The organism is Bradyrhizobium sp. 187 (assembly GCF_023101005.1).
Classification (GTDB): Bacteria; Pseudomonadota; Alphaproteobacteria; order Rhizobiales; family Xanthobacteraceae; genus Bradyrhizobium; species Bradyrhizobium canariense_D.
The window spans coordinates 5,991,772-6,014,534 of record NZ_CP064693.1; the positions used below are offsets into that span (position 1 = coordinate 5,991,772).

General features: G+C 65.2%; 16 protein-coding genes. 5 read left to right on the plus strand and 11 right to left on the minus strand.

From position 1 onward, the window contains the following. Positions 1-100 precede the first annotated feature (100 nt). Positions 101-1,048: a glycerophosphodiester phosphodiesterase gene (locus IVB19_RS29050; RefSeq protein ID WP_018454257.1), complete on the plus strand. Its 948-nt coding sequence runs from the start codon at positions 101-103 to the stop codon at positions 1,046-1,048. A gap of 9 nt (positions 1,049-1,057) precedes the next feature. Here IVB19_RS29050 and IVB19_RS29055 read toward each other — a convergent pair whose 3' ends face one another. Then, on the minus strand, positions 1,058-3,337 hold the full coding sequence (locus tag IVB19_RS29055; protein WP_018454256.1) for a spermidine synthase: 2,280 nt from the start codon (positions 3,335-3,337) through the stop codon (positions 1,058-1,060). Positions 3,338-3,505: 168 nt separating this feature from the next. Between IVB19_RS29055 and IVB19_RS29060 the strand changes: the two genes are divergently transcribed. Next, positions 3,506-5,116 (plus strand): phytoene desaturase family protein, encoded by a 1,611-nt coding sequence (locus IVB19_RS29060; protein ID WP_085385411.1) that lies wholly within the window; start codon positions 3,506-3,508, stop codon positions 5,114-5,116. Between the two features lie 275 nt (positions 5,117-5,391). Here IVB19_RS29060 and IVB19_RS29065 read toward each other — a convergent pair whose 3' ends face one another. After that, positions 5,392-5,547, minus strand: a complete 156-nt coding sequence (locus IVB19_RS29065; protein ID WP_085395715.1) for a Flp family type IVb pilin — start codon at positions 5,545-5,547, stop codon at positions 5,392-5,394. A gap of 162 nt (positions 5,548-5,709) precedes the next feature. Between IVB19_RS29065 and IVB19_RS29070 the strand changes: the two genes are divergently transcribed. Further along, positions 5,710-6,597, plus strand: coding sequence for a 50S ribosomal protein L11 methyltransferase (locus IVB19_RS29070; protein ID WP_018454253.1), 888 nt, complete (start codon positions 5,710-5,712; stop codon positions 6,595-6,597). A gap of 24 nt (positions 6,598-6,621) precedes the next feature. Here the strand turns inward: IVB19_RS29070 and IVB19_RS29075 are convergent, their stop codons facing one another. Next, entirely contained in the window at positions 6,622-6,801 is a 180-nt protein-coding gene (locus tag IVB19_RS29075; protein ID WP_018454252.1) for a hypothetical protein, read from the minus strand. A gap of 188 nt (positions 6,802-6,989) precedes the next feature. Between IVB19_RS29075 and IVB19_RS29080 the strand changes: the two genes are divergently transcribed. Next, positions 6,990-8,819 carry an aminopeptidase P family protein gene (locus IVB19_RS29080; RefSeq protein ID WP_018454251.1) on the plus strand — a complete coding sequence of 610 codons (1,830 nt, stop codon included), beginning with the start codon at positions 6,990-6,992 and terminating at the stop codon, positions 8,817-8,819. 371 nt (positions 8,820-9,190) lie between these two features. Then, positions 9,191-10,465 (plus strand): multidrug effflux MFS transporter, encoded by a 1,275-nt coding sequence (locus IVB19_RS29085; protein ID WP_247820445.1) that lies wholly within the window; start codon positions 9,191-9,193, stop codon positions 10,463-10,465. Positions 10,466-10,639: 174 nt separating this feature from the next. On the opposite strand, the gene ligA is transcribed toward IVB19_RS29085, so the two are convergent. The 8 genes from ligA to IVB19_RS29125 all read right to left on the minus strand — a co-directional run bounded on the left by ligA (position 10,640) and on the right by IVB19_RS29125 (position 22,742). Next, a complete protein-coding gene (ligA, locus tag IVB19_RS29090; protein ID WP_018454249.1) occupies positions 10,640-12,793 on the minus strand; it encodes an NAD-dependent DNA ligase LigA in 2,154 nt (717 codons plus the stop codon). 162 nt (positions 12,794-12,955) lie between these two features. Further along, the gene (gene recN, locus IVB19_RS29095) at positions 12,956-14,629 is read right to left on the minus strand and encodes a DNA repair protein RecN (protein ID WP_018454248.1); all 1,674 of its coding nucleotides are present in this window, start codon (positions 14,627-14,629) and stop codon (positions 12,956-12,958) included. A gap of 13 nt (positions 14,630-14,642) precedes the next feature. Then, complete coding sequence (gene bamD, locus IVB19_RS29100; RefSeq protein ID WP_026232697.1) at positions 14,643-15,548, minus strand: outer membrane protein assembly factor BamD; 906 nt, start codon at positions 15,546-15,548, stop codon at positions 14,643-14,645. A gap of 296 nt (positions 15,549-15,844) precedes the next feature. Further along, on the minus strand, positions 15,845-16,807 hold the full coding sequence (gene lpxC, locus IVB19_RS29105) for a UDP-3-O-acyl-N-acetylglucosamine deacetylase (RefSeq protein WP_026232696.1): 963 nt from the start codon (positions 16,805-16,807) through the stop codon (positions 15,845-15,847). A 357-nt stretch (positions 16,808-17,164) separates the two neighbouring features. Then, complete coding sequence (gene ftsZ, locus IVB19_RS29110) at positions 17,165-18,970, minus strand: cell division protein FtsZ (RefSeq protein WP_018454245.1); 1,806 nt, start codon at positions 18,968-18,970, stop codon at positions 17,165-17,167. A gap of 87 nt (positions 18,971-19,057) precedes the next feature. Beyond that, the gene (ftsA, locus tag IVB19_RS29115; RefSeq protein WP_018454244.1) at positions 19,058-20,380 is read right to left on the minus strand and encodes a cell division protein FtsA; all 1,323 of its coding nucleotides are present in this window, start codon (positions 20,378-20,380) and stop codon (positions 19,058-19,060) included. After that, on the minus strand, positions 20,377-21,405 hold the full coding sequence (locus tag IVB19_RS29120; protein ID WP_026232695.1) for a cell division protein FtsQ/DivIB: 1,029 nt from the start codon (positions 21,403-21,405) through the stop codon (positions 20,377-20,379). Before IVB19_RS29120 ends, ftsA begins: the two co-directional genes overlap by 4 nt. A 350-nt stretch (positions 21,406-21,755) precedes the next feature. Next, the gene (locus IVB19_RS29125; RefSeq protein ID WP_085349138.1) at positions 21,756-22,742 is read right to left on the minus strand and encodes a D-alanine--D-alanine ligase family protein; all 987 of its coding nucleotides are present in this window, start codon (positions 22,740-22,742) and stop codon (positions 21,756-21,758) included. Positions 22,743-22,763: the final 21 nt, after the last annotated feature.

A 22,763-nucleotide genomic window follows, 5' to 3' on the forward strand; every position in this document is an offset into this window, starting at 1 on the left:
GTTGAAATATCGCCCCTTTCCCCTTGCCCCATGAGCCACCATGCCGTCACGTGCTGCGACGATCTTGACCGTACTGTCACTTCTCATTGCGGGACCGGCCATGGGATTCGATTCGGCATTTGATTCGGCTTTCGACCTCGAGGCCCATCGCGGCGGGCGGGCACTGCTGCCGGAAAACACGCTTCCGGCCTTCGCCAACGCGCTGTCGATCGGCGTGGACACGCTGGAGCTCGATGTCGGCATCACCGCCGACGGCGAAGTCGTCGTCTCGCATGAGCGCGGGCTCAATCCTGATATCACGCGGGATGCGAGCGGCGCCTACGTCACGCCTCCCGGCACGCCCTTCGTGAAACTGCGGCTCGCCGACGTCAGGACCTATGACGTCGGCCAGATCCGGCCAGACAGCCCTTACGCGAAGCAATTCCCCGACCAGCGCGCCATGCCCGGGACCCGTATTCCGACCTTGAGCGAGCTGTTCGCGCTGGTGCGCAAATCCGGCAATACGCGCGTGCGCTTCAACATCGAGACCAAGATCGATCCGAACCATCCGGACGAGACGCTCGATCCGCAATCTTTCGTCACCAAACTGCTCGGCGTGATCGAAGCCGAGAAATTCTCCGACCGCGTCATGATCCAGTCGTTCGACTGGCGGACCCTGCTGCTCGTCCAGCAGCGGGCACCAAAGATGCCGACGGTGTACCTGACGCTCCAGCGCGGCTCGGGCCAGACGGTGGCGCTGGACAAGGCGACCAATTGGACGGCGGGCTTCAGCCCGGCCGATCACGGCGGGTCGCTGCCGCGGACCATCAAGGCGGCGGGCGGCGCGGTCTGGTCACCCTATTTCGGCGATGTGACCGCGGCACTGATCGCCGAGGCCCATGCGCTCGGGCTGCGTGTCGTGGTCTGGACGGTCAACAAACCCGAAGACATGGCGCGCATGATCGAGATCGGCGTCGACGGGATCATCTCCGACAGGCCCGATTTGTTGCGGCAGGTCGCTGGCGAGAAGGCAATCGCGTTGCCCGCGGGGACGCCGGTGGAGCCGTAGAAGCGGGCCCTACTCCCCGTCCCGCAAGCGCCGGTACAGCGCGCCCAAAATGTTGGAGTAATCGTCGGTCCAGACCCGCACCCGGTCGTCGGCTTCGGTCTGCTCCCATGTTTTCGACGATGCGAGCCTGCCGACGTCGGCATCCTCGCGGGCGGAGATGACGACGTCGGTCGAGAAGATGTAGTCACCATCGCGCCCGGAATCCTCGTTGTAGACCCAGCTCTTGAGATCGTTGGCATCGGCGATACCGACCACGACCGTCTCGAGATCGAGGTGGCGGTTGGAGACGTGCATCACCACGGCGCCGTGCGGAGCGAGCTTGTCCTTGTAGATCTTCATCGCCTCTTCGGTCGCAAGATGGATCGGGATCGCATCCGACGAATAGGCATCGACGATGATGAGATCATAGGCACCGTCCGGCTCCTTCGCGAAGGTGAGGCGGGCATCGCCGATCACCGGCTTCAGGCCCGGCATGCAGCTCGAGATGTAGCGGAAATTCTTCGGATCGCTTGCCGCGTCGACCATGGACTGATCGATCTCGAAGAATGTCCAGCTCTCGCCGGGCTCGGCGGCGCAGGCGAGCGTGCCCGATCCGACGCCGATCGCCGCGACCTTCAGCGGCGCGCCCTTGCGCTCGCGCATCGCGGTCACGGCCTGACCGATGCCGCCGTCCTTGTGATAGTAGGTGATCGGCTCCGGCCGGCCGGTGACCGGCGTGCCGTCATTGTTGAGGAAGCGCTCGGCGCCGTGAATCGTGGTGCCGTGCATCAGCACGTGGAAATAGCCGCCGGGCGTCACCACGATCTTGTGCACGCCGAAGAAGCTGCGCACCGTGGTGACGCGGCCTTCGTCCGCCGGATAAACCCGGATCAACGCCAGCGCGAGCGCGACGGTGGCGAATATCTTCCAGCGGCCGGCGTTGACCGCCAGCGCCAGCAGCGCGGCGAGCACGCCGACGCCGCCGGCCATCCAGACCCGGTGATCCTCGAACCAGGTCGATAGCCCGCCCGTCGTGGTGGACGGCACAACGAGCACGACGGCGAGCGCGGCAAGCGCCAGCCAGTACCATTTGACGATGCCCGCCAGCCGCTCGTTCGCGGGCGGCCGGCACAGCGCGGCAAGCGCAACCAGGATCGGATATTCGGCGATCCAGGAGAATGTGAACGGCGCAAGGAGCCCTGCGAACAGGCCGCCGACCATGCCGCCGAACGATAGCGCGACATAGAATCCGGTGAGATATTTGGCGGCCGGCCGGGTTCGCGCCAATTCGCCGTGGCAGGCCATCGCGATGACGAAGAAGCACAATTGATGACCGCCGAGCGTCAGCAGCAGGTTCTGTTCGCCGCCGAACGCCAGCAGGAAGACGACGCCCGCGATCGCGACCGGCTGGAGCATCAGCATCCATTTGTGCGGCAGTAACGGCCGCGACTGGAACACCACCACCCAGGTCAGGAGATACAGCGACAGCGGCAGCACCCACAGCAGCGGCGCTGCCGCAACATCGGTCGAGATGTGCGCGGTGACGGCGATGAGCAGGCCGGACGGCACTCCGGCGAGGAATATCCAGCGCAGCCGCGTCATGAGACCGGGCGCCGGCGCATTCAAATCCTCGGTTCGCGCATCGACCATGGCCAGTTTCGGCGAGCGCAACAGCAGCACGCCGCAGGCGGCGATCAGGACGATCAGAATGCCGTAACCGCCGGTCCAGAGCCGGTTCTGCGTGTGCAGCGTGAACATCGGCTCCAGCAGGAACGGATAGGACAGCAGGGCGAGGAAGCTGCCGATGTTGGAGGACGCATAGAGGAAATAGGGATCGTGTCCGGCAGGATGCCCGGTGCGGACGAACCAGGCCTGCAGCAACGGATTGTTGGCGGCAAGCGCGAAGAACGGCAGCCCGATCGAGATCACGAACAGACCGAGCAGCCAGATCGCGTAGCCCGAAGCGGGCGGATCGCCATAGGCCGAGGCGATGCCGAGCGGCAACGTGACGAACGCCGTGATCAGCAGCAGGAGATGCACCACCACCGGAACGATGCGGTTCCTCACCTGCATCAACAAATGCGCATAGGCGTAGCCCGCCAGCAGCAGCGACTGGAAGAACACCATCGCCACCGACCACACCGCCGGCGAGCCGCCGAGCCGCGGCAGGACCATTTTCGTGAACAGCGGCTGCACCGAGAACAGCAACAGCGCGCTGACGAAGATCGCGGCGGTGTAGACCGTCAGCAGCAGCCGGTTGCGTGACGAGGACGGCTGCTCCGTGGCGGCGGGTTGCACGATCGAATCCATGGAAGCTCCAGCCCCGGCGGGCGCCGGGCGCGCGCAATGGAGCACAAGGCGCCTGAACGGGCAATAAAGGGTCTCGTGATGTTGCAGCGGGGAATGCTTGATATACAGATGTCCCGAGCCCGGTCGTTCAGACCATCCCGGAATGGGCGTGGAACAGCTGACCCCTTCATGATCGAAACCGACGTCATCATCATCGGCGCTGGCCATAACGGCCTCACCTGCGCGGCCTATCTCGCGATGGCCGGCTTGCGCGTGCGCGTGGTCGAGCGCCGCAAGGTGGTCGGCGGGGCCGCGGTCACGGAGGAATTTCATCCCGGCTTCCGCAATTCGGTCGCGGCCTACACCGTGAGCCTGCTCAATCCGCTGGTGATCCGTGACTTGAAGCTGGCCGAACAGGGCCTGCGCATCGTCGAACGGCGCGCGCAGAATTTTCTGCCCGCCCCCGACGGCAGCTATCTTCTCACCGGCGAGGGGCGGACGCAGGCGTCCGTCGCCCGGCTGAGCCCGCATGACGCAAATGCACTCGACGGGTTTTCGCGCGAACTGGAAGATATCGCCGACGTGCTTCGGCAATTCGTGCTGCGCGCGCCGCCAAACCTGCTCGATGGTTTCGGCACGGCCTCGATCCGCGAAGCCGTGAACGCATTCCAGAGCGCCAACATCCTGCGCGGGCTGTCGCTGGAGCAGAGCCGCAGCCTGCTCGATCTCTTCACCCGCTCGGCCGGCGAGATGCTGGACGAACGTTTCGAGCATGATCTGGTCAAGGCGCTGTTCGGCTTCGATGCCATCGTCGGCAATTATGCCAGCCCCTACGCCGCGGGCTCGGCCTATGTGATGCTGCATCACGCCTTCGGCGAGGTGAACGGCAAGAAGGGCGTCTGGGGTCACGCCATCGGCGGCATGGGTGCGATCACGCAGGCCATGGCGCGCGCCGCACGCGACCGCGGCGTTGTGATCGACACCGATGCAGGCGTGCGCGAGGTCATCGTCGAGCGCGATCGCGCGGTCGGCGTGGCGCTGGAGAACGGTACGACCATCCGCGCGAAATATGTCGCAGCCAACGTCAATCCGAAACTGCTCTACACGCGGCTGGTCGCCGCCGATGCGCTTCCCCAAGACTTCCTCGCCCGCATCCGGCACTGGAAGAACGGCTCCGGCACCTTCCGCATGAACGTGGCGCTGGACCGCCTGCCCTCCTTCACGGCGCTGCCGGGCGACGGCGATCATCTCACCTCCGGCATTATCCTGGCCCCTGATCTCGGCTACATGGACCGCGCCTTTTTCGATGCCCGCGCGCACGGCTGGAGCCGGGAGCCGGTCGTGGAAATGCTGATCCCCTCGACGCTCGACGACACGCTCGCGCCCGCAGGACACCACGTCGCAAGCCTGTTCTGCCAGCACGTCGCGCCGGAGCTTCCCGATGGGAAGTCGTGGGACGACCATCGCGACGAGGTTGCCGACCTCATGATCGCGACGGTGGACAAATACGCGCCGGGTTTTGCGACAAGCGTGCTCGGCCGCCAGATCCTGTCACCGCTCGACCTCGAACGGCAGTTCGGCCTGCTCGGCGGCGACATCTTCCACGGCGCGCTGACGCTGAACCAGCTGTTTTCGGCGCGGCCGATGCTGGGCCACGCCGATTATCGCGGGCCCGTGAAGGGCCTCTATCATTGCGGCTCCGGCGCCCACCCCGGCGGCGGCGTCACCGGCGCGCCTGGCCACAACGCCGCCCAGGCAATCCTGAGGGATCACCGGTCGTTGTTCGGAAGCCGTGGATAAGCCTGTGGATGGGCTGTGGACAGACTGTTGGCAAAGCTGTGAAAGGGCGGTGGGTTATGCCCCTTCAAAGCCTGCTACAAATCGGTGGAAAATCCGGGAATGAGCGGCGGGATAATCCGTGGACAAAGTCCGGACAAACCAGCGGGTAGCCTGTGGGCATTCTGTGAAAACCTCTCCCCAAAACGACTTCGCCCGCCAGGGGGCAATTCCCCCGGCGGGCGCGGCTCGAAAGCAGTCGTATGGAGAATTGCCCCGCCGGGAATGGGAGGCGGAAATTACTTTAAGGAGCTGCTAATCGAAGTGAACTTGTCGTTCATGGTGGTGCCCAGTCCGTTCACGACGGTGATGATCGCCAGCGCGATGCCGGCTGCGATCAGGCCGTACTCGATTGCGGTTGCACCTGAATCGTCGGTCCAGAATTTCAAAATCATGCGCTTCAAGTCTCGCCTCCTTTTCCATTTCAAGCTGTGTGGGTTGCCCAACACCCGCAATTCTACGTGGCACAACCTGCGGTCGGGTTAACCTCATAAATGCAAGTTATTAGAAAAATCGGGAACAAAAGTTCCAAAAATTGAACCGGACGGAACCCTGAGATGCAGCCTGCCCCCACCCATCGCGCCAATTTTTCGATCGGCAGCGAGATCGCCGCAAGGCGCATTGTCGACGTCCTCACCGAAATGTTCTTCGAGGATGATGCGGCGGTCGCCGCCTTCGAGCAGCCGAACGGACAGTGGGACGTCGCGCTGCATTTCGCCCACGCGCCGGACCGGGCGTGGCTGCGCGAACTCGTTGCAACATCAGCAGGAAATGAGATCGCGGACACGCTGGCCTTCGACACCGTCGAAGCCAGGGACTGGGTCAAGTCGAGCCTGGAAGATCTCGTCCCGGTGCCGGCCGGGCGCTTCGTCGTCCACGGCAGCCATGACCGCGACCGCGTGGCCCCGAACAAGCTCGCCATCGAGATCGAGGCGGCTCTCGCCTTCGGCACTGGCCATCACGGCACCACACGCGGCTGTTTACTCCTGCTTGACCATGTCCTGAAACGCACCCGGCCGGACCGCGTGCTCGACCTCGGTACCGGGACCGGCGTGCTCGGGATAGCGGCGGCGAAAGCGCTGCATCGCGCGGTGCTGGCCTCCGACATCGACCCGGCCTCGGTCAAGGTGGCAGCCGAGAACGCCGTGTTGAACGAGGTCGGTCACCATGTGCGAGTGATCCGCGCCATCGGCTTCGCGGCGGCTGATTTCGGCAGACGCGGCCCGTTCGACCTAGTGCTGGCCAACATCCTTGCCAATCCGTTACGGCAATTGGCGGGCCCGATGACGCGCCACCTCGCCCCTGGCGGGCGCGTCATCCTCTCCGGCCTGTTGACGCCCCAGGTCCCCGCCGTGATCGCCGCCTACCGCGCGCGCGGCCTCGTGCCTCTGAAGCACATGCGAATCCAGGGATGGAGCAGCCTGTTGCTGCGGAAGATGGGGTGAGTACGGCTGCTGCCGTAGATGCCGCTACTTTGCCGTCTCTTCGTCCCGGCGCATCGCGCGCTCGGCCTGCGAGGCGCGCCTCGCGCGGCGTTCGGCGAAACGGTCGATCATCTGGCTGATCAGGCCGCGCGGTTTCTTCGGTGTTGCCGCAGCCGGGGCGCGGCGCACCGGCGGCGTAATCTTTTCAAACGTGAACGCTGGCATCGAGTGTCCCCTCGTCGTTGAGATGAACAACTTGCTCGAATTTCCCTGTCATCTGGACGAAGCGCAACTGCCGCATCCTGTACTCCACTCAATTCGAATGGAACTTGTTCAAGCACAGTCCATGCCAGATGCGACCTCAAATGCGTCTACATTGCGGACTGATCCGCATGATCCTAAAGTGATCCACCATGTTCGAAGCGCATTTCCAGACATTCGAGGAGCCCGAGGCCGGCGTCGCATTGACAGCCCGGCTGGCCGCGCTCCGTGAAGAACTCGCCCGCCGCAAGCTGACCGGTTTCGTGATTCCACGCGCCGATCAGCAGCAGAATGAGTACGTGCCGCCGTCCGAAGAACGTCTCGCCTGGCTGACCGGTTTTACGGGCTCGGCGGGACTGGCGGTGGTGCTGACGCACGAGGCCGCGGTCTTCGTCGACGGCCGCTACACGATCCAAGCGGCCAAGCAGGTCGATTCAAGGGCCTGGGCCGTGGAATCTCTGATCGATCCCCCGCCGGAAAGCTGGATGTCGGCACACCTGAAGGCCGGCGACCGCCTAGGATTTGATCCGTGGCTGCACACTTTTGCAGCAGCCGAGCGTTTGGCCGCCGCCTGCACCAAGGCCGGTGCCGAACTGGTCGCCGTCGACAGCAATCCGGTCGATGCGATCTGGCAAGACCGGCCACAGCCGCCGATTGCGCCGGTCACGGTGCACGGAATGCAACATGCCGGCGTGACTGAAGCCGAGAAGCTGACGCAGATCAGGAGCGAGATCGGCAAGCTCGGCGTCGATGCGTTGGTGCTGTCCGACAGCCATGCCGTGGCCTGGACCTTCAACATCCGCGGCGCCGACGTCGCGCATACGCCGCTGCCGCTGTCCTATGCGCTGGTGCCGAAGGACGGCCGTCCCACCATCTTCATCGATCACCGCAAGCTCTCAAATCTGACCCGCGACCATCTCGAGCAGTCCGCCGACGTGCGCGAGCCCGATGCGATGGCGCCGACGCTGATGGCGCTCGCCAAGAGCGGCGGATCGATCGCGCTCGACAATGCGACCGCGGCCGACGCCCTCAGCCGGCTGATCACGGGCGCCGGCGGCAAGCCGGTGCGCGGCAGCGATCCGATCGCGCTGCTCAAGGCGGTCAAGAACACGACCGAGATCAAGGGCACGCAATCGGCGCACCGGCGCGACGCCGTGGCGCTGGCACGCTTCCTCGCCTTTATCGACCGCGAGGCGGCAAGCGGCAAGCTCACCGAGATCGACGCGGTCGAGGCGCTGGAGACATTCCGCCGCGACACCGGCGCGCTCAAAGATGTGTCGTTCCCGACCATATCGGGCACCGGCCCGAATGGCGCGATCGTGCACTACCGCGTCACCCGCAAGAGCAACCGGCGGATCGTCCCCGGCGATCTGCTGCTGATCGATTCAGGTGCACAATACGAAGACGGCACCACCGACGTCACCCGCACCATGGCCGTGGGCGAGCCGACCGACGAGATGCGCGACCGCTTCACGCGTGTGCTGCGCGGCCACATCGCGATTGCGCGGGCGATCTTTCCCGACGGCGCCACCGGCGCGCAGCTCGACACACTCGCACGGCAATATCTCTGGGCCGCCGGCGTCGATTTCGAGCATGGCACCGGCCACGGCGTCGGCAGCTATCTGAGCGTGCATGAGGGGCCGGCGCGAATCTCGAAGCTCGGCACTACGCCGCTGAAGCGCGGCATGATCCTGTCCAACGAGCCCGGCTACTACAAGACAGACGGTTTCGGCATCCGCATCGAGAACCTCGAACTGGTGGTCGAAGCCGATATCAAGGGCGCGGAAAAATCGATGAACGCGTTCGAGACGCTGACCCTGGCGCCGATCGACCGCCGGCTGATCGATGTCGGCATGCTCAGCAAGGACGAGCTCGACTGGCTCAACGCCTACCACGCGCGCGTCAGGGCCGAGGTGCGGCCGGCGCTGGACGAGACGACCAAGGCCTGGCTGGACCAGGCCACGGCGGAGTTGAAGGCGTAAGCGCGTCGTCGCAAAGCCGCATGGCTCCACGCGCTTTGCGCAAGGCTGCTTCTCCACCACAGCTGTCATGCCCCGCGACCCGGCTACGCCGGGGTGAGGTCTAGGGGCGCCGAAGCTTTAGCGAAGGCGGCAGGCGGGGAATCCAGCATTCCAGAGACAGGAAACGCATGCGAAGAAGCCGCGGCGTACTGGATCGCCCGGTCAAGCCGGCGATGACACCGACTTTTTGACGCGAGCAACGCGCCCAAGCGGCGCTATGGCGCCCTCATCATAACCGTCCCGGAATCCGTATAGCCGCATTCCGAAACGCCGATATGCGTCTTGCGCGAGCGCGCTACAGTCCGATTCGAATTTCTACGAGACGGACACGCATGCACGGCATGATCAGCAAGCCGCCGGACACGGCGAAGAACCTCGCGACCTCGCGCGTGGTGTTGCTGCTGCTCGTCGTCATGACCGGCATCGCGCCGATCTCGCTTTACATGCTGGTTCCGGCGCTGCCGGTGCTGGCGACGACCTTTGGCAGCGACATCTCGGTCGCGCAGATGACGGTGTCGCTGTACATGGTCGGCATCGCGCTGTCGCAACTCATCATGGGCCCGCTGTCGGACCGTTTCGGGCGGCGACCGGTGCTGCTCGGAGGACTGGCGCTGATGGTGGTCGCCAGCGCCGCCTCCATCTTCGCGGAAACCCTGCCGCAGCTGGTCGCCGCGCGCTTTTTCCAGGCGTTGGGCGGCGCCGCGGGCATGGTGGTGAGCCGCGCCATCATCCGCGACATCTACGAGCGCGACCGCGTCGCCTCGATGATCAGCCTCGTGGTCGCGGCGCTGATGATCGGGCAGATGGTCTCTCCGCTCACCGGCGGCCTGATCGAAACCGCGTTCGGCTGGCGCGCGATCTTCTACGCCATCACCGTCGCCGCGATCATTGTCGCCGTCGGAATCGCATTCGCGCTGCCCGAGACCCGCCGAGACCGCGTCGCCGGCAGCGGCTTTCGCGGCGATGTCGGCATCCTGATCCGCAACCGCGCCTTCGTCGGCTACGTGATGTGCCAGGTGCTGGCCTCGCAGATCATCTTCACCTTCGCGGGCGGCGGCCCCTATATCGTGGTAACGCAGATGGGCAGGACCAGCGCCGAATACGGCGCGTGGTTCGCGACGACGGGCTTTGCGTATCTCGTCGGCAATCTGCTCTGCGTGCGCTTCGCGCCCAGGCACTCGCTGGAGAAGTTGATCTGGTTCGGCCTCGCGCTTCAGCTTTGCGGCAGCCTGTTGAACCTGCTCTGGAGCTTCACCGGCTGGAACGAGGCGCCCGCCTGGCTGTTCGGCACGCAGATGATCGTGATGGTCGGCAATGCCTTCGTGATGGCGAACTCGGCCGCCGGCGCGATCAGCATCCGTCCCGAGGCCGCCGGCACCGCATCAGGTGCGATGGGCTTTCTCCAGCAAGGCATCGGCGCGCTGATGTCGCAATTCGGCGCCTATCTCGGCGGCCATTCCGCGACCACGCTGCCGCTCACCGCCGCGGTACTGGCGATCTCCCTGCTCTGCGCCTGCACGATGATCTTCGTCGTCCCCCGCCGCGAGGTCATGGTGAGCGAGACGCTGATCGAGCAGGCGGAAGAGGAAGAGAGCGGGATGATGTGATCGGGCGCGGTGAGGCCTTCTTCCTTCTCCCCTTGTGGGAGAAGGTGGCGCGCGTAGCGCGCCGGATGAGGGGTCTCTCTCCGCACGGGTCCCCTCTCAAAGCTTGAATTCGAGGATAGAACCCCTCATCCGGCGCTGCGCGCCACCTTCTCCCACAAGGGGAGAAGGGAAGAGTCACTCCCCGATCAGCGCCAGCCACTCGTCCTCGGTCAGCACCTTGACGCCATGCTTGTTGGCCTCCGCGAGCTTCGAACCTGCGCCGGGGCCTGCGACGACGAGATCGGTTTTCTTGGACACCGATCCGGACACTTTTGCGCCTAGCCGCTCAGCGGTGGCCTTGGCCTCGTCGCGCGTCATCTTCTCCAGCGAGCCCGTGAACACCACGGTCTTGCCGGCGACGGCGGAGTTACTCTTCGGCTTCTCCGCGTCGATGATCTCGACCTCCCTGGTAAGCCGCTCGACGATGCCGCGATTGTGGCTCTCGCCGAAATAATCGGCGATGCTCTTGATCACGGTCTCGCCGATCTGGTCGAGCGCGTCCATCTCGGCCATCGCCTCCTCGTCGCCCTTGGCGACCTTGAGGCTGGCATCGTGGAAGGCGTCCCAGGAGCCGTAGCCGCGGGCCAGCGCCAGCGCCGTGGTCTCGCCGATATGGCGCATGCCGAGCGCGAAGATAAAGCGCTCCAGTGCAATCTTCCGACGGCTCTCGATCGCGCTGAACAGATTGCGCACCGAGGTTGCCCCGTAACCCTCGATGTCCTCGAGCTTGAGTTTCGAATTGCGCTTTTCCAGCGTGAAGATGTCCGCTGGCTCCTTCACAAAGCCCTCGTCGAAGAAATACTGGAGCTGCTTCTCGCCAAGACCGTCGATGTCGAAGGCGCGCCGCGACACGAACAGCTTCAGATGCTCGATCTTCTGGTAGGGGCAGGCGAACTCGCCGGTGCAGCGAGCGCGTGAGCCCTCTTCGCCCGCCGCCGTCTCCTCGCGCGTGACGTCGGTGTGCAACGGGCACGGGCACTTCTTCGGAAACTGGAATTCCCTGGCAGCCTTCGGCCGCTTGTCGAGGACGACGTCGACCACCTGCGGGATGACGTCGCCGGCGCGCTGGATCACGACGGTGTCGCCGATCCTGATGTCGCGGCCCTCGCGCAGCACTTCGCCCTTATTGCCGATACCCTTGATGTAGTCCTCGTTGTGCAGCGTGACGTTCTGCACGATCACGCCGCCGACGCCGACCGGTTCGAGCTTGCCGACCGGCGTGAACGAGCCGGTGCGGCCGACCTGGATCTCGATGTCGCGCAACACCGTCGTGGCGCGTTCGGCCGGGAATTTGTGGGCAATGCCCCAGCGCGGCGTGCGCGAGACGAAGCCGAGCCGCTCCTGCCAGTCGATGCGATCGACCTTGTAGACGACGCCGTCGATGTCGTAGTCGAGCTTTGCGCGCTGCTCCTCGATCGCATGATGAAACGCCAGCAGCTCCTCGACGGAGTGACAGAGCCTGGTCAGCGGGTTGGTCTTGAATCCGCAGCGCTCGAACCAGCCGATCATGCCGCTCTGCGTGGCCTCCGGCATCGCGCTCATCTCGCCCCAGGCATAGGCGAAGAAGCCGAGGGGGCGCGAGGCGGTGATGGTCGGATCCTTCTGCCGGAGCGAGCCCGCGGCCGAATTGCGCGGATTGGCGAAGATGGTGCTGCCTTCCGCCTTCTGCCGCTCGTTGAGCGCGAGGAAGGCCTTCTTGGTCATGTAGACCTCGCCGCGCACCTCGCAGATATCGGGGACGTTGCGGCCCTTCAGCCTCTTCGGCACGTCCTCGAGCGTGCGGATGTTGGCGGTGACGTCCTCGCCGACCGCGCCGTCGCCGCGAGTCGCCGCGGTGACGAGTTCACCGCCCTCGTAGCGCAGCGACATCGAGAGGCCGTCGATCTTCGGCTCGGCCGAGAAATCGATCTTGTCGTCGTCGAGCTTCAGGAAGCGCACGATGCGGCCGACGAAGTCGCGCAGATCCTCTTCCGCAAAGGCGTTGTCGAGCGACAGCATGGGGACGGCATGCCGCACCTTCTTGAAGCGGCCTGATGGTGCAGCACCGACTTTCTGCGACGGAGAGTCCGCGCTGACGAATTCCGGAAAGCGCTTCTCGATCGCGTTGAAGCGCTGGCGTAGCGCGTCATACTCGGCGTCGGTGACGGTGGGCGCGTCGTCCTGGTAGTAGCGTTCGTTATGCCCCTCGATCTCGAGCGCGAGCCGCATGTGCTCGACCTTGGCCTGCGCCTTGGTGAGGTCGGCGACGTCGCGAAGCGGTGTTGGTTTCGATTTTGCTGCTCTGGCCATGGTGCTTGGATACGATGGAGCGGGCGGGAGGGTAAAGGCGTGTTGAGGTCTTGCGCCCCGGACGCAGCGCAGCGCTTCTTTGGCGGTGCGCTGCAGAGCCGGGGCCCATCGGGGCGACATTCTGGGTCCCGGCTCGCGGTTGCGCGCGTCCGGGACACGAAATCAAGCCGTCGCCGCCTTGAGCAGACGGTCCGCGGCAGCCCTCGCCTCGGCGGTGATCTCGGCACCGGCGAGCATCCGCGCGATCTCCTCGCGGCGGTGGTCGGCGGCAAGCGCATTGACGCGGGTCGCAACGCGCTTGCCCTTGTCCAGCGCGTCCTTTGAGATCAGCAAATGCTGGTCGGCACGGGCGGCGACCTGCGGGGCGTGGGTGACGGCCATCACCTGGACCTTGCCGGCGAGCCGCGCCAGCCGCCCGCCGATCGCGTCCGCGACCGCGCCGCCGACGCCGGTGTCGATCTCGTCGAAGACCAGGGTCGGCGCCGAACCGCGGTCGGACAGCACGACCTTCAGCGCCAGCAGGAAACGCGACAGCTCGCCGCCGGAGGCGACCTTCATCAGCGGCCCCGGCTTGGTGCCCGGGTTGGTCTGCACCCAGAACTCGACGCGGTCGAACCCTTGCGGGCCCGGAGCTGCCTCGTCGGTCTCGACCTGGGTCATGAACTTTGCGCGCTCGAGCTTGAGCGGCGCGAGCTCGGCATTGACGGCCTTGTTGAGCTTCTCCGCCGATTTCTGCCGCGCCATCGACAGCTTCTTCGCAGCCGCCGCATAGCGCGCATCGGCCTCGATCGCGGCCTGCTCCAGCTTCTTCAGCCGTGAGGCGCCGGCATCGATCAGAACGACATCGGCGGCGTATTTTGCGGCGAGCGCGGCGAGCCCGTCGACCGGCGTCGAATATTTGCGCGAGGCGGCGCGCAACGCGAACAGGCGCTCCTCGATGCGTTCGAGCTCCGAGGGATCAAAATCGGTTGCCGCAAGCGCCGCCTGGAGATGCTGGTCGGCTTCCTCCAGCGCGTTGATGGCGATGTCGATCGCCCTCACCGCGGGTTCGACCAGCGCCGGCGAGTTGACGCCGCGACGCTCCAGCCGCCGCACGGCCGCCGACAGCGAGGCGACCGGCGAATGGTGGCCGCCGACCGCCTCCTGCGCCTCGCGCAGGTCGGAGGCGATCTTCTCGCCCTGCATCATCGTGGTCCGACGGGAGGCCAGCGAAGTCTCCTCGCCGTCCTTGGGCGCGAGCTGCTTCAATTCGTCGGAGGCGTGGCGGAGGTAATCGGCTTCGCGCGCAGCGCGCTCCATGCCGGCGCGATGCTCCTCCAGCGCAGTGTTGGCGGTGCGGCGCGCGTCCCAGAGCGTCTCGACCGCCGAGACGTCCTTTTCGAGACCTGCGAAGGCATCGAGCAGGCGGCGGTGGGTGGCGGCATCGACCAGCGCGCGCTCATCGTGCTGACCGTGGATCTCGACCAGGGCGGCACCGACAGCCTTCAGCGTCTGCACGCTGATCGCCTGGTCGTTGATGAAGGCGCGGGTGCGGCCGTCGGCGAGCTGGACCCGGCGGAGAATCATCTCGCCGGTATCGTCCAGCCCGTTCTCCGCGAGGATTTTGGCCGCGGGATGGTTTTTTGGGATATCGAATACGGCAGTGACCTGCCCCTGCTCCGCCCCATGCCGCACGAGGCCGGCATCGCCGCGGCCGCCGAGCGCCAACGCAAAGGCATCGAGCAGGATGGATTTGCCCGCACCGGTCTCGCCGGTCAAAACCGCGAGGCCTGGTGCGAATTCGATATCGAGCCGTTCGATCAGGACGATGTCACGGATCGACAGACGCGCCAGCATGGAATTCTATTTCCTAGCCGAGACCCATTTTCTTGAAGGTCTTGCTAATCCAGGACCCCTGATTCTCGCTCGGTTCGAGACCGCCTGATTTTACAAGATTATAGGCGTCCTTGTACCAGCGACTGTCAGGAAAATTGTGCCCGAGCACGGCGGCGGCCGTCTGGGCCTCGCCAACGATGCCGATCGCCATATAGGCCTCGGTCAGGCGGTACAGCGCCTCCTCGACATGGCGGGTGGTCTGGTACTGCGTCACCACGGCCTTGTAGCGGTTGATCGCCGCCGTGTAGTCGCGCTTCTGCGCGTAATAGCGGCCGACGTTCATTTCCTTGCCGGCGAGCTGGTCGCGCGCACCTTCGATCTTGGCCTTGGCCGAGGTCGCATATTCGGAGGTCGGATATTTGCGCACCACCTCTTCCAGCGAGGCGATCGCCTTCTCGGTGCGGGTCTGGTCGCGGCTGATGTCCGGAATCTGGTCGTAATGCGAGGCGGCGATCAGATATTGCGCGTAGGCCGCATCCGGGCTGCCGGGATGCAGCGTGACGTAGCGGGTGGCCGCGCCGATACAATTGTCATAATCCCCGCCCTGGTAGGACGCGTAGGCCGACATCAGCAATGATTTGCGGGCCCAGTCGGAATAAGGATGCTGGCGGTCGACCTCTTCGAACTTCTTGTTCGCCGCCTTCATGTCCTTCTTCTCGTTCATGAGGTACAGGCCCTCATTGTAGATCTTGTCGGCGGGCTCCTCGACGAAGGTGTCGTCCTTGGCGGTGAACTTGTCCCAAAGCGCGCCGGTGCCGCAGCCGGCCAGCGGCAGCGCGAGCACGAAGAGGGCGACAACCTGAAGCAGCCCACGGGCTCGAGACGAGACTTCTCGAGACGGGACTTGAAGATATCCGCGCGTCATACGCTGTGCCGACATGAGTATTGCCCTGACGCCCTGTGGTGCGGTGTCCGCCAGCCCATGAACCCCGTCCTGGGCGCGAAATATAGCCGTGGTGCCTGCCGTGCGACCACGCCGGTGTAACCGAAAAACGATCTTCAACCAACCGGATAGGCAGGCATTCCGCCCGGATTAAGGCGAACGCGCCGCAATCCTAGCCGATCATCGTTACCAGGAGTTTCCCGGGGAAAGCCGCCGCCAAACGCCCGCGGCGACGGGTCTCTTCAGGACGCGTCTCTCGTCTAGGAAACGTCCGCTGCAGGAAACGTCTCTCTTCAGGAAACGTCCGGCCCGTAGACCGCGGCGATCCGGCCACCGACGATGCCGCGACCGGTTTCGGCCACCGGACGCGTGGTGCGGCGGGCTGCCTCGCCCTCGACCACCCGCCAAGCGGTGCGGTCGGCGAGCAGCGCGGTCAGAACGGCGTGGTTGAGCTTGTGGCCGCCACGTACCGAGCGGTAGGCGCCGAGCAGCGGCAGACCCGCCAGCGCGAGGTCGCCGATCACGTCCAGCACCTTGTGGCGGGCGCATTCGTCGGCGTAGCGCAGGCCCTCGGTGTTGAGCAGCCGCTCCTCGTCGAACACGACGGTGTTGTCGAATGAGGCACCGAGCGCATAGCCGGCGCTCCAGAGCCGCGCGACGTCGCACATCAGACCGAAAGTCCGGGCCCGGCCGACTTCGCGGCGGAAACGCTCCGGGTTGAGGTCGAAGGCATAGCTCTGCTGGCCGATGACAGGATTGGTGAAGTCGATCTCGACCTCGGCGCGGAACCCGTCGGCATAGGGCCTGATCTCACCGAAGGAGTCGCCGATCTTGACCGAGATCGGCTTCAAAACCTGGATGAAGCGGCGCTGCGCCGGCTGGGTCACGATGCCGGCCTGGTCGATCGCCGCAACGAAGGCTGCCGCGCTGCCGTCCATGATCGGCACTTCCGGCCCATCGATCTCAATGATGGCGTTGTCGACGCCCATTCCCCGCAGCGCAGCAAGGACATGCTCGGCGGTGGAAACCAGCGGACCGTTGCGATCACCGAGGACGGTGGCGAAATCTGTCGCGATCACCTGCTCGGCGGTGGCCTGAACTTCGCGGTCGCTTCCCTCGAGCCCGGTGCGGATAAAAACAAAGCCCGCGTCGACAGGCGCGGGTCCAAGCGTGAGCGTGACGGGAAGACCGGAATGAACGCCGACGCCTGCCACACTGGCTTGCGCGCGAAGCGTTGTTTGCCGGCTAAATTTCATCAGGAACCGCCCCACTACGACCATCGCGACTTATACTGAACCCGACTGCGGCCTAGACCGCTGTTCCGAATCCGTATCCCCAAGTCACGGCAAACCATAGTCACTGCCCTAAACAGCGCCAACTCACGCTTTTTTACCGATTGTTACCCCAAACCCGCCGTATTCGCGCCAAGGCTTAACCAAATTGGACCGGAGTTCGGGACCGTTTTCGGTAGTTTTACTGAACCATCGAATACGTAATTAATGATTTAAAATCAGTTGTTTGGCCACGCAATCCGGATATGCACGGGGCAAAAGAAAAGGCCCCGGCAAGCTTCCCGCCGGGACCTTTTTTCGTCCGCCTTATTGTAACAATCCTCAGGTCGCCTGCCGCCGCAGGAAGGCCGGGATATCAAGATGGTCATCTCCCTGTGGCGCCGGGGCAACAGGCGCGGGACGGCCGTGCATGTCCAGGCCCTGCGGCGCGGGACGACGTGCATACTCGGACACCGGCTCGGTAGAAGCGATTTGCTGCGCCACGGTCTTCTGGGGGCGGCGATCGGGCAGTGGCGGCATCGCGGGACCGGCGGTGCGGGCCGCGATCGGCGCCTCGGTCTCCTCGTCACGACGGCCGAGGCCGACATTGGCGAGGCGCTGCAGCAGCGACAGCCGGGTCTTCTGCGGGGTCTCCTCCTCGACCTCGCCGCGGGCCTGGCGAAGCTCGGCCTGGGCGGGCATCGGAAGTTCCTCGATCCGCGGCATCCGCGGTGTGCGGACCGGTGCACGCTCGGCCTGCGGAGGGATGAAGGTTTCCGGCGTCATCGGCTCTTGCATGGCCATCGGCGCCTGCTCGGGCTCGGGGAACAGCGTGGGCTTCTGCGCGATCGGGCGCACGGTAACGTCGCCATAGGTCTGCATCGGCGCGGGAGCCTGCGGAACGTCCGCAACGGCGGCGGCGATGGCGGCAAGCGCAGCGCGCTCGACGTTCGGACGCGGAGCCGTGGGAGCGGCGGCAAATTGGCCCGTTCCTGTGGCCGGGGTCTGTCCTTCGAACTTCTGGGCGCGCTCGGCCATGCGCTGATTGTCAGCGCGCAGCCGCGCGGTCAGATCGGCAAGACGGCTCTCGGCAGCCGCGGCGGGAGCGGCGGGAGCCTGCTGCGCCTGCGGAGCAGGATTCGCCACGGGAGCGCTGGTGGCCTGGCTGTTGCGCGCGATCGCGGCCTGTTCGATGCCGGTGGCGACGACCGAGACGCGGATCAGGCCATCGAGGGCCTCGTCGAAGGTGGCGCCGACGATGATGTTGGCGTCCTGGTCGACTTCCTCGCGGATGCGGGTCGCAGCTTCGTCGACCTCGAACAGGGTGAGATCCTTGCCGCCGGTGATGGAGATCAGGAGGCCCTTGGCGCCCTTCATCGAGCTATCGTCGATCAGCGGGTTGGCGATCGCGGCTTCGGCGGCGGTCAGCGCGCGCTTGTCGCCGGAGGCTTCGCCCGTGCCCATCATCGCCTTGCCCATCTCGCGCATGACGGCGCGGACGTCGGCGAAGTCGAGATTGATCAGGCCTTCCTTGACCATCAGGTCGGTGATGCAGGCAACGCCCGAATAGAGCACCTGGTCGGCCATCGCGAAGGCGTCGGCAAAGGTGGTCTTCTCGTTCGCGACCCGGAACAGGTTCTGGTTCGGGATGATCAGCAGCGTATCGACGACCTTGTGCAGCTCGTTGATGCCCGCTTCCGCAGTGCGCATGCGGCGGCCGCCCTCGAAGTGGAAGGGCTTGGTCACGACGCCGACGGTGAGGATGCCCATCTCGCGCGCGATCTTGGCGATCACGGGAGCTGCGCCGGTGCCGGTGCCGCCGCCCATGCCGGCGGTGACGAACACCATGTTGGCGCCCGAGAGATGGTCACGCAGCTCGTCCATGACCTCTTCGGCCGCGGCCGCGCCGACCACCGGTTGCGAACCTGCGCCCAACCCTTGCGTGGCCGCCGTGCCCATTTGCACGATGCGCTGCGCCTTCGACATCGTCAGCGCCTGCGCGTCGGTGTTGGCGACCACGAAGTCGACGCCCTGGAGGCCCGCCGTGATCATGTTGTTGACGGCGTTACCACCGGCGCCGCCGACGCCGAACACGGTGATGCGGGGCTTCAGTTCGTGAATATCAGGAACATTGATGCTGATGGTCATGTTTGCCTCTCGATCACGCGCGCGTGGGTTCGCCCCGGCCGGCGGCCGCGGGAGTTGGTGAAAATCGAATATTGCGGGAAGGAGTCATCAGAAGCCCTCGCGTAGCCATCGTCCGACCTTTCCGAAATACCCGCCGGTCCCCGTCCTGACCTGCTGCCGCGTATGCCGCGGTTCGACATGTTCGTGGTGAACATATTGCGGGTAGACGAGCAGTCCGGCCGGCACCGCGAAGGCGGCGTTCTTCGCCTCGTTGGGCAGCCGGCCGAAACCGAGCGGACGTCCGACCCGCACGGGCCGGCCGAGAATCTGCGTTCCGAGCTCAACGAGACCCGTGAGCTGCGAGGCCCCGCCCGAGAGCACGACGCGGCCGTTCGGCTCCGAGGCGAAGGGCGAATCCTTCAGCTTGTCCCGAACCATTTCGAAGACTTCCTCGGCACGATGCTTGACGATGTTGGCGATGGTAGCGCGGGAGACGATCTGCGGCAGATCCTGCTCGTCACCGGCTGTCGGTACAGACATCAGCTCACGCGAGTCCGATCCGCCGGTGATGACGGTCCCGTATAACGTCTTGATTCGCTCGGCATCGGCAATGGTCGCGGAGAGTCCGCGCGCCAGATCCATCGTGATGTGTTGCCCGCCGACCGCAAAACCCGCGGCATGCACGAAGTGGCCGCCGGAAAAGACCGCGATCGTGGTGGTGCCCGCGCCCATTTCGACCACGGCGGCGCCGAGATCGGCCTCGTCGTCGGTCAGCACCGACAGGCCTGCCACATAGGGGCTTGCCGCCATGGCTTCGACGTTGATGTGGCAGCGTTCGACCGCCAGCATCAAGTTCCGCGCCACCGTGGCGTCGCAGGTGACGACATTCATGTCGATGCCGAACTGATGCGCGACCATGCCGCGGGGGTCGCGGATGCCCTTGACGCCATCGAGCGTGTAGCCGACCGGCAGAGCATGCAGCACGGTGCGGCCCTCGCCGGTGGCGTGGCGCATGCCCGTGGAGGTGACGCGGCTGACATCGGCCGGTGTCACGGCGCCGCCGCGGATGTCGGCCGCAGCTTCGACCAGCTGACCGGAGAGCCGGCCGCCGGAGACCGACAGCAGCACGGACTCGACCCGCACCTTGGCCATTTTCTCTGCAAGCCCGACGGCCTGTCGCACCGCCTGCTCGCATTCGCCGAGATCGATCACGGCGCCGGCCTTCATGCCGCGCGACTGAATCTGGCTGTAGCCGATCAGCTCCACCGCATGGGTCCGGTCGCGTAGGGCTTCGCTCGGCGCCGACGGCTTCAGCCGCGCGATCATGCAGGCGATCTTGCTGGTGCCGATGTCGAGGCAGGCGACGAGGCCGCCGCGCTTGTGCGGCATCGGGCGTGTCTTCGGTGTCTGGGTGCGATCAAGACCGGTCATGCAGCGTCCCCGGCCTTTTTCTTCTTCTTGTCCTTGAACAAATCGTCGCGCGCCTTGGCGGCGTCCTCGGACAGCTGCACGACGAGCCGATCGGGCAGGCGCAGGTCGACGGCGACGATGTCGCGGGAGAACAGCCTGTCCTCCTTGTCGAGCCTGGACAGCATCGCAAGCGCGTTGCCGACGTCCTGTTCGGGCAGGCGGATGTCGAGGCCGTCCTTGAGCCTCAGGTTCCAGCGCCGCTCACCGACGAAGATCGCGGCCTTGGTAATGGAATTGACCTGCGGATAGCGCGCCAGCAAAGCGAGGAAATCGCGGGCCTGCGTCTCGGCGCCCTTGCCGACCACGAGCGGCAGCGACAGGAAGCGGCGCGAGACGTAGGGTTCGAGCACGGCGCCGTCATCGGCGATGACGGAGAGCCGGCCGGCCTCCTGCCACAGCGCGAACGCCTTGCGCTCGGTGAGCTCGATCATGAGCTGGCCCGGATAGAGCTTCAGCACGGTCGCATCCGCGATCCAGGGATTGGCCTTGAGCTTGTCGCGCACGGCGTCGGCGTCGAGGAACAGAAGCGAGGATCGGCCGCTGACGCCGCCGATCGCGAGGATTTCGTCCTGGCTGAGCTGCTTGCGGCCGTTGATCACGACGGAGGTGATGCGGAAGCCGGCGGAATTGGCCAGCGCGTTGCGGGTGTCGTTGACCGCCGTGATGAAATCCTGGAGATGGCCGCCCTTGACGATACCGAAGCCGCAGCTTCCGATCAGGAGCAGCACCGTCATGCTGATCCCGACCCGGCGCGGCAGATAGCGCTCGACCAGCGCGACCAACCGCGGCGGCGGCTCGCGCTCGACGATGGCTTTGGCCCTGGTCTTTTCCTTGGCGGCAGCACGGGCGCCGAGAACTCTTTCCTGACGCTTGTCCTGCACCCACTCGCGCAGAAGCACGACCGCTCCGATAGCGGCCGCCTTCAGGTCAGCTTGGGGCCTCAGCGATCTGAAAAGCGACCGAGTGAGGCTTCCTGCTCCATCCATTGCACGAGCTCGTCAACAGTTTGCCCGCGACATCGCGCGGGTCCTGGCGAACATGACGTCTCGGACTTGCCGGGCCGGGTGCTGGTCTTCAGCAGAAGAAAACCTCTCCCCTTCAGAGCGTTCGCTGGGGGTGACAACACCCGCAACGGTCCACGCGCCGGCAGCCAAAGCGTCATATGCGCCGCCAGCGTTAACCTTCGGACGTCCTGGTAAACAAAAGGTAAAGTTCGTTAACGACGTGAGCTTTTTGCCCAGGCCTGTGAGGCATTTATGCCGCAATATCCGGCATTTTACCGGTTTTGGGTTCCAAAACCGGCCGTTTCGCCAGTTCGGCCGTTAACCAGTCCTAATTATTTTCGCACACCGGCCACAGCGAGCTCGATCAGGCCGCGCAGGAAGTCGACGAACTCGATGCTCTCGGCCTTCAGCGCCTTGGGGTAGAGCGAGGACTTGGTCAGGCCGGGCAGCGTGTTGGTTTCGAGATAGACCAGCCCCTTGTCCGAGACGATGAAGTCCGAACGGGAATAGCCGGTACACGACATCGCCCGGTGCGCCAGCATCGCCTGGTGCTTCAGCGCGGCGGTGATTTCGGGTGCGAAACGGCCGGGACAGATCTCTTGGGTCGACTTCAAAAGATATTTCGCCGCGTAGTCGAAACTGCCCTCGCCCGGAATGATCTCGATCGGCGGCAGCGAGATGATCGAGCCGTCCGGCCGCTCCAGCACGCCGCAGGTCGCCTCGACGCCGGAGATGTAGGGCTCGATCACGTACTCTTCGTGCTTGGCCGCATTGCGAACGGCGACGAGATCCTGCTTGGCGTTGACGAAGATCAGGCCGTAGCTCGAGCCATCCCTGGCGGGCTTTGCGATCAGCCGGCCGTATTCGGCGAAGGCCTCGTCGATCTGGTCCAGCGCAATGTTGGCCGGCGGCGTCACGCCGCCGAGCGCGGCGAAATGCTTGGCCGCGATCTTGTCGAACGCGAGATGCGAGGAGGCCGAGCCCGATCCGGTGAACGGCACGCCGCGCGCTTCGCACATCACCTGCAATTCGCCGTTCTCGGCACGCCCGCCATGCAGGCCGAGCACCAGCACGCGGTCCTCCGCCCTGGCCTGGTCGAGCGCCTGCTCCAACGGAATGCCCGACGTGCCCGGCTTGAACTCGTCCTCGAACGGGCGGGCATGTTCGAGCAGCTGTTTGGACTGCACGACATGCACCTTGTCCTCGACGTCCCACCACCAGAGATCGGCCTCGGGCAGCGCCTGATGCAGCGCCTGGGCTGAGGCGACGGAAACCAGACGTTCGCGGTTGGAGCCGCCGAAGAGGATGGTGATGCGCATGTTCTCTCGTCGCTTGTCCAA

Excerpts from the sequence above, each read along its gene's own strand:
- IVB19_RS29050 (WP_018454257.1), top strand. The coding sequence starts at position 101 with ATGGGATTCGATTCGGCATTTGATTCGGCTTTCGACCTCGAGGCCCAT.
- IVB19_RS29055 (WP_018454256.1), bottom strand. The coding sequence starts at position 3,337 with ATGGATTCGATCGTGCAACCCGCCGCCACGGAGCAGCCGTCCTCGTCA.
- IVB19_RS29060 (WP_085385411.1), top strand. The coding sequence starts at position 3,506 with ATGATCGAAACCGACGTCATCATCATCGGCGCTGGCCATAACGGCCTC.
- IVB19_RS29065 (WP_085395715.1), bottom strand. The coding sequence starts at position 5,547 with ATGATTTTGAAATTCTGGACCGACGATTCAGGTGCAACCGCAATCGAG.
- IVB19_RS29070 (WP_018454253.1), top strand. The coding sequence starts at position 5,710 with ATGCAGCCTGCCCCCACCCATCGCGCCAATTTTTCGATCGGCAGCGAG.
- IVB19_RS29075 (WP_018454252.1), bottom strand. The coding sequence starts at position 6,801 with ATGCCAGCGTTCACGTTTGAAAAGATTACGCCGCCGGTGCGCCGCGCC.
- IVB19_RS29080 (WP_018454251.1), top strand. The coding sequence starts at position 6,990 with ATGTTCGAAGCGCATTTCCAGACATTCGAGGAGCCCGAGGCCGGCGTC.
- IVB19_RS29085 (WP_247820445.1), top strand. The coding sequence starts at position 9,191 with ATGCACGGCATGATCAGCAAGCCGCCGGACACGGCGAAGAACCTCGCG.
- ligA (WP_018454249.1), bottom strand. The coding sequence starts at position 12,793 with ATGGCCAGAGCAGCAAAATCGAAACCAACACCGCTTCGCGACGTCGCC.
- recN (WP_018454248.1), bottom strand. The coding sequence starts at position 14,629 with ATGCTGGCGCGTCTGTCGATCCGTGACATCGTCCTGATCGAACGGCTC.
- bamD (WP_026232697.1), bottom strand. The coding sequence starts at position 15,548 with ATGTCGGCACAGCGTATGACGCGCGGATATCTTCAAGTCCCGTCTCGA.
- lpxC (WP_026232696.1), bottom strand. The coding sequence starts at position 16,807 with ATGAAATTTAGCCGGCAAACAACGCTTCGCGCGCAAGCCAGTGTGGCA.
- ftsZ (WP_018454245.1), bottom strand. The coding sequence starts at position 18,970 with ATGACCATCAGCATCAATGTTCCTGATATTCACGAACTGAAGCCCCGC.
- ftsA (WP_018454244.1), bottom strand. The coding sequence starts at position 20,380 with ATGACCGGTCTTGATCGCACCCAGACACCGAAGACACGCCCGATGCCG.
- IVB19_RS29120 (WP_026232695.1), bottom strand. The coding sequence starts at position 21,405 with ATGGATGGAGCAGGAAGCCTCACTCGGTCGCTTTTCAGATCGCTGAGG.
- IVB19_RS29125 (WP_085349138.1), bottom strand. The coding sequence starts at position 22,742 with ATGCGCATCACCATCCTCTTCGGCGGCTCCAACCGCGAACGTCTGGTT.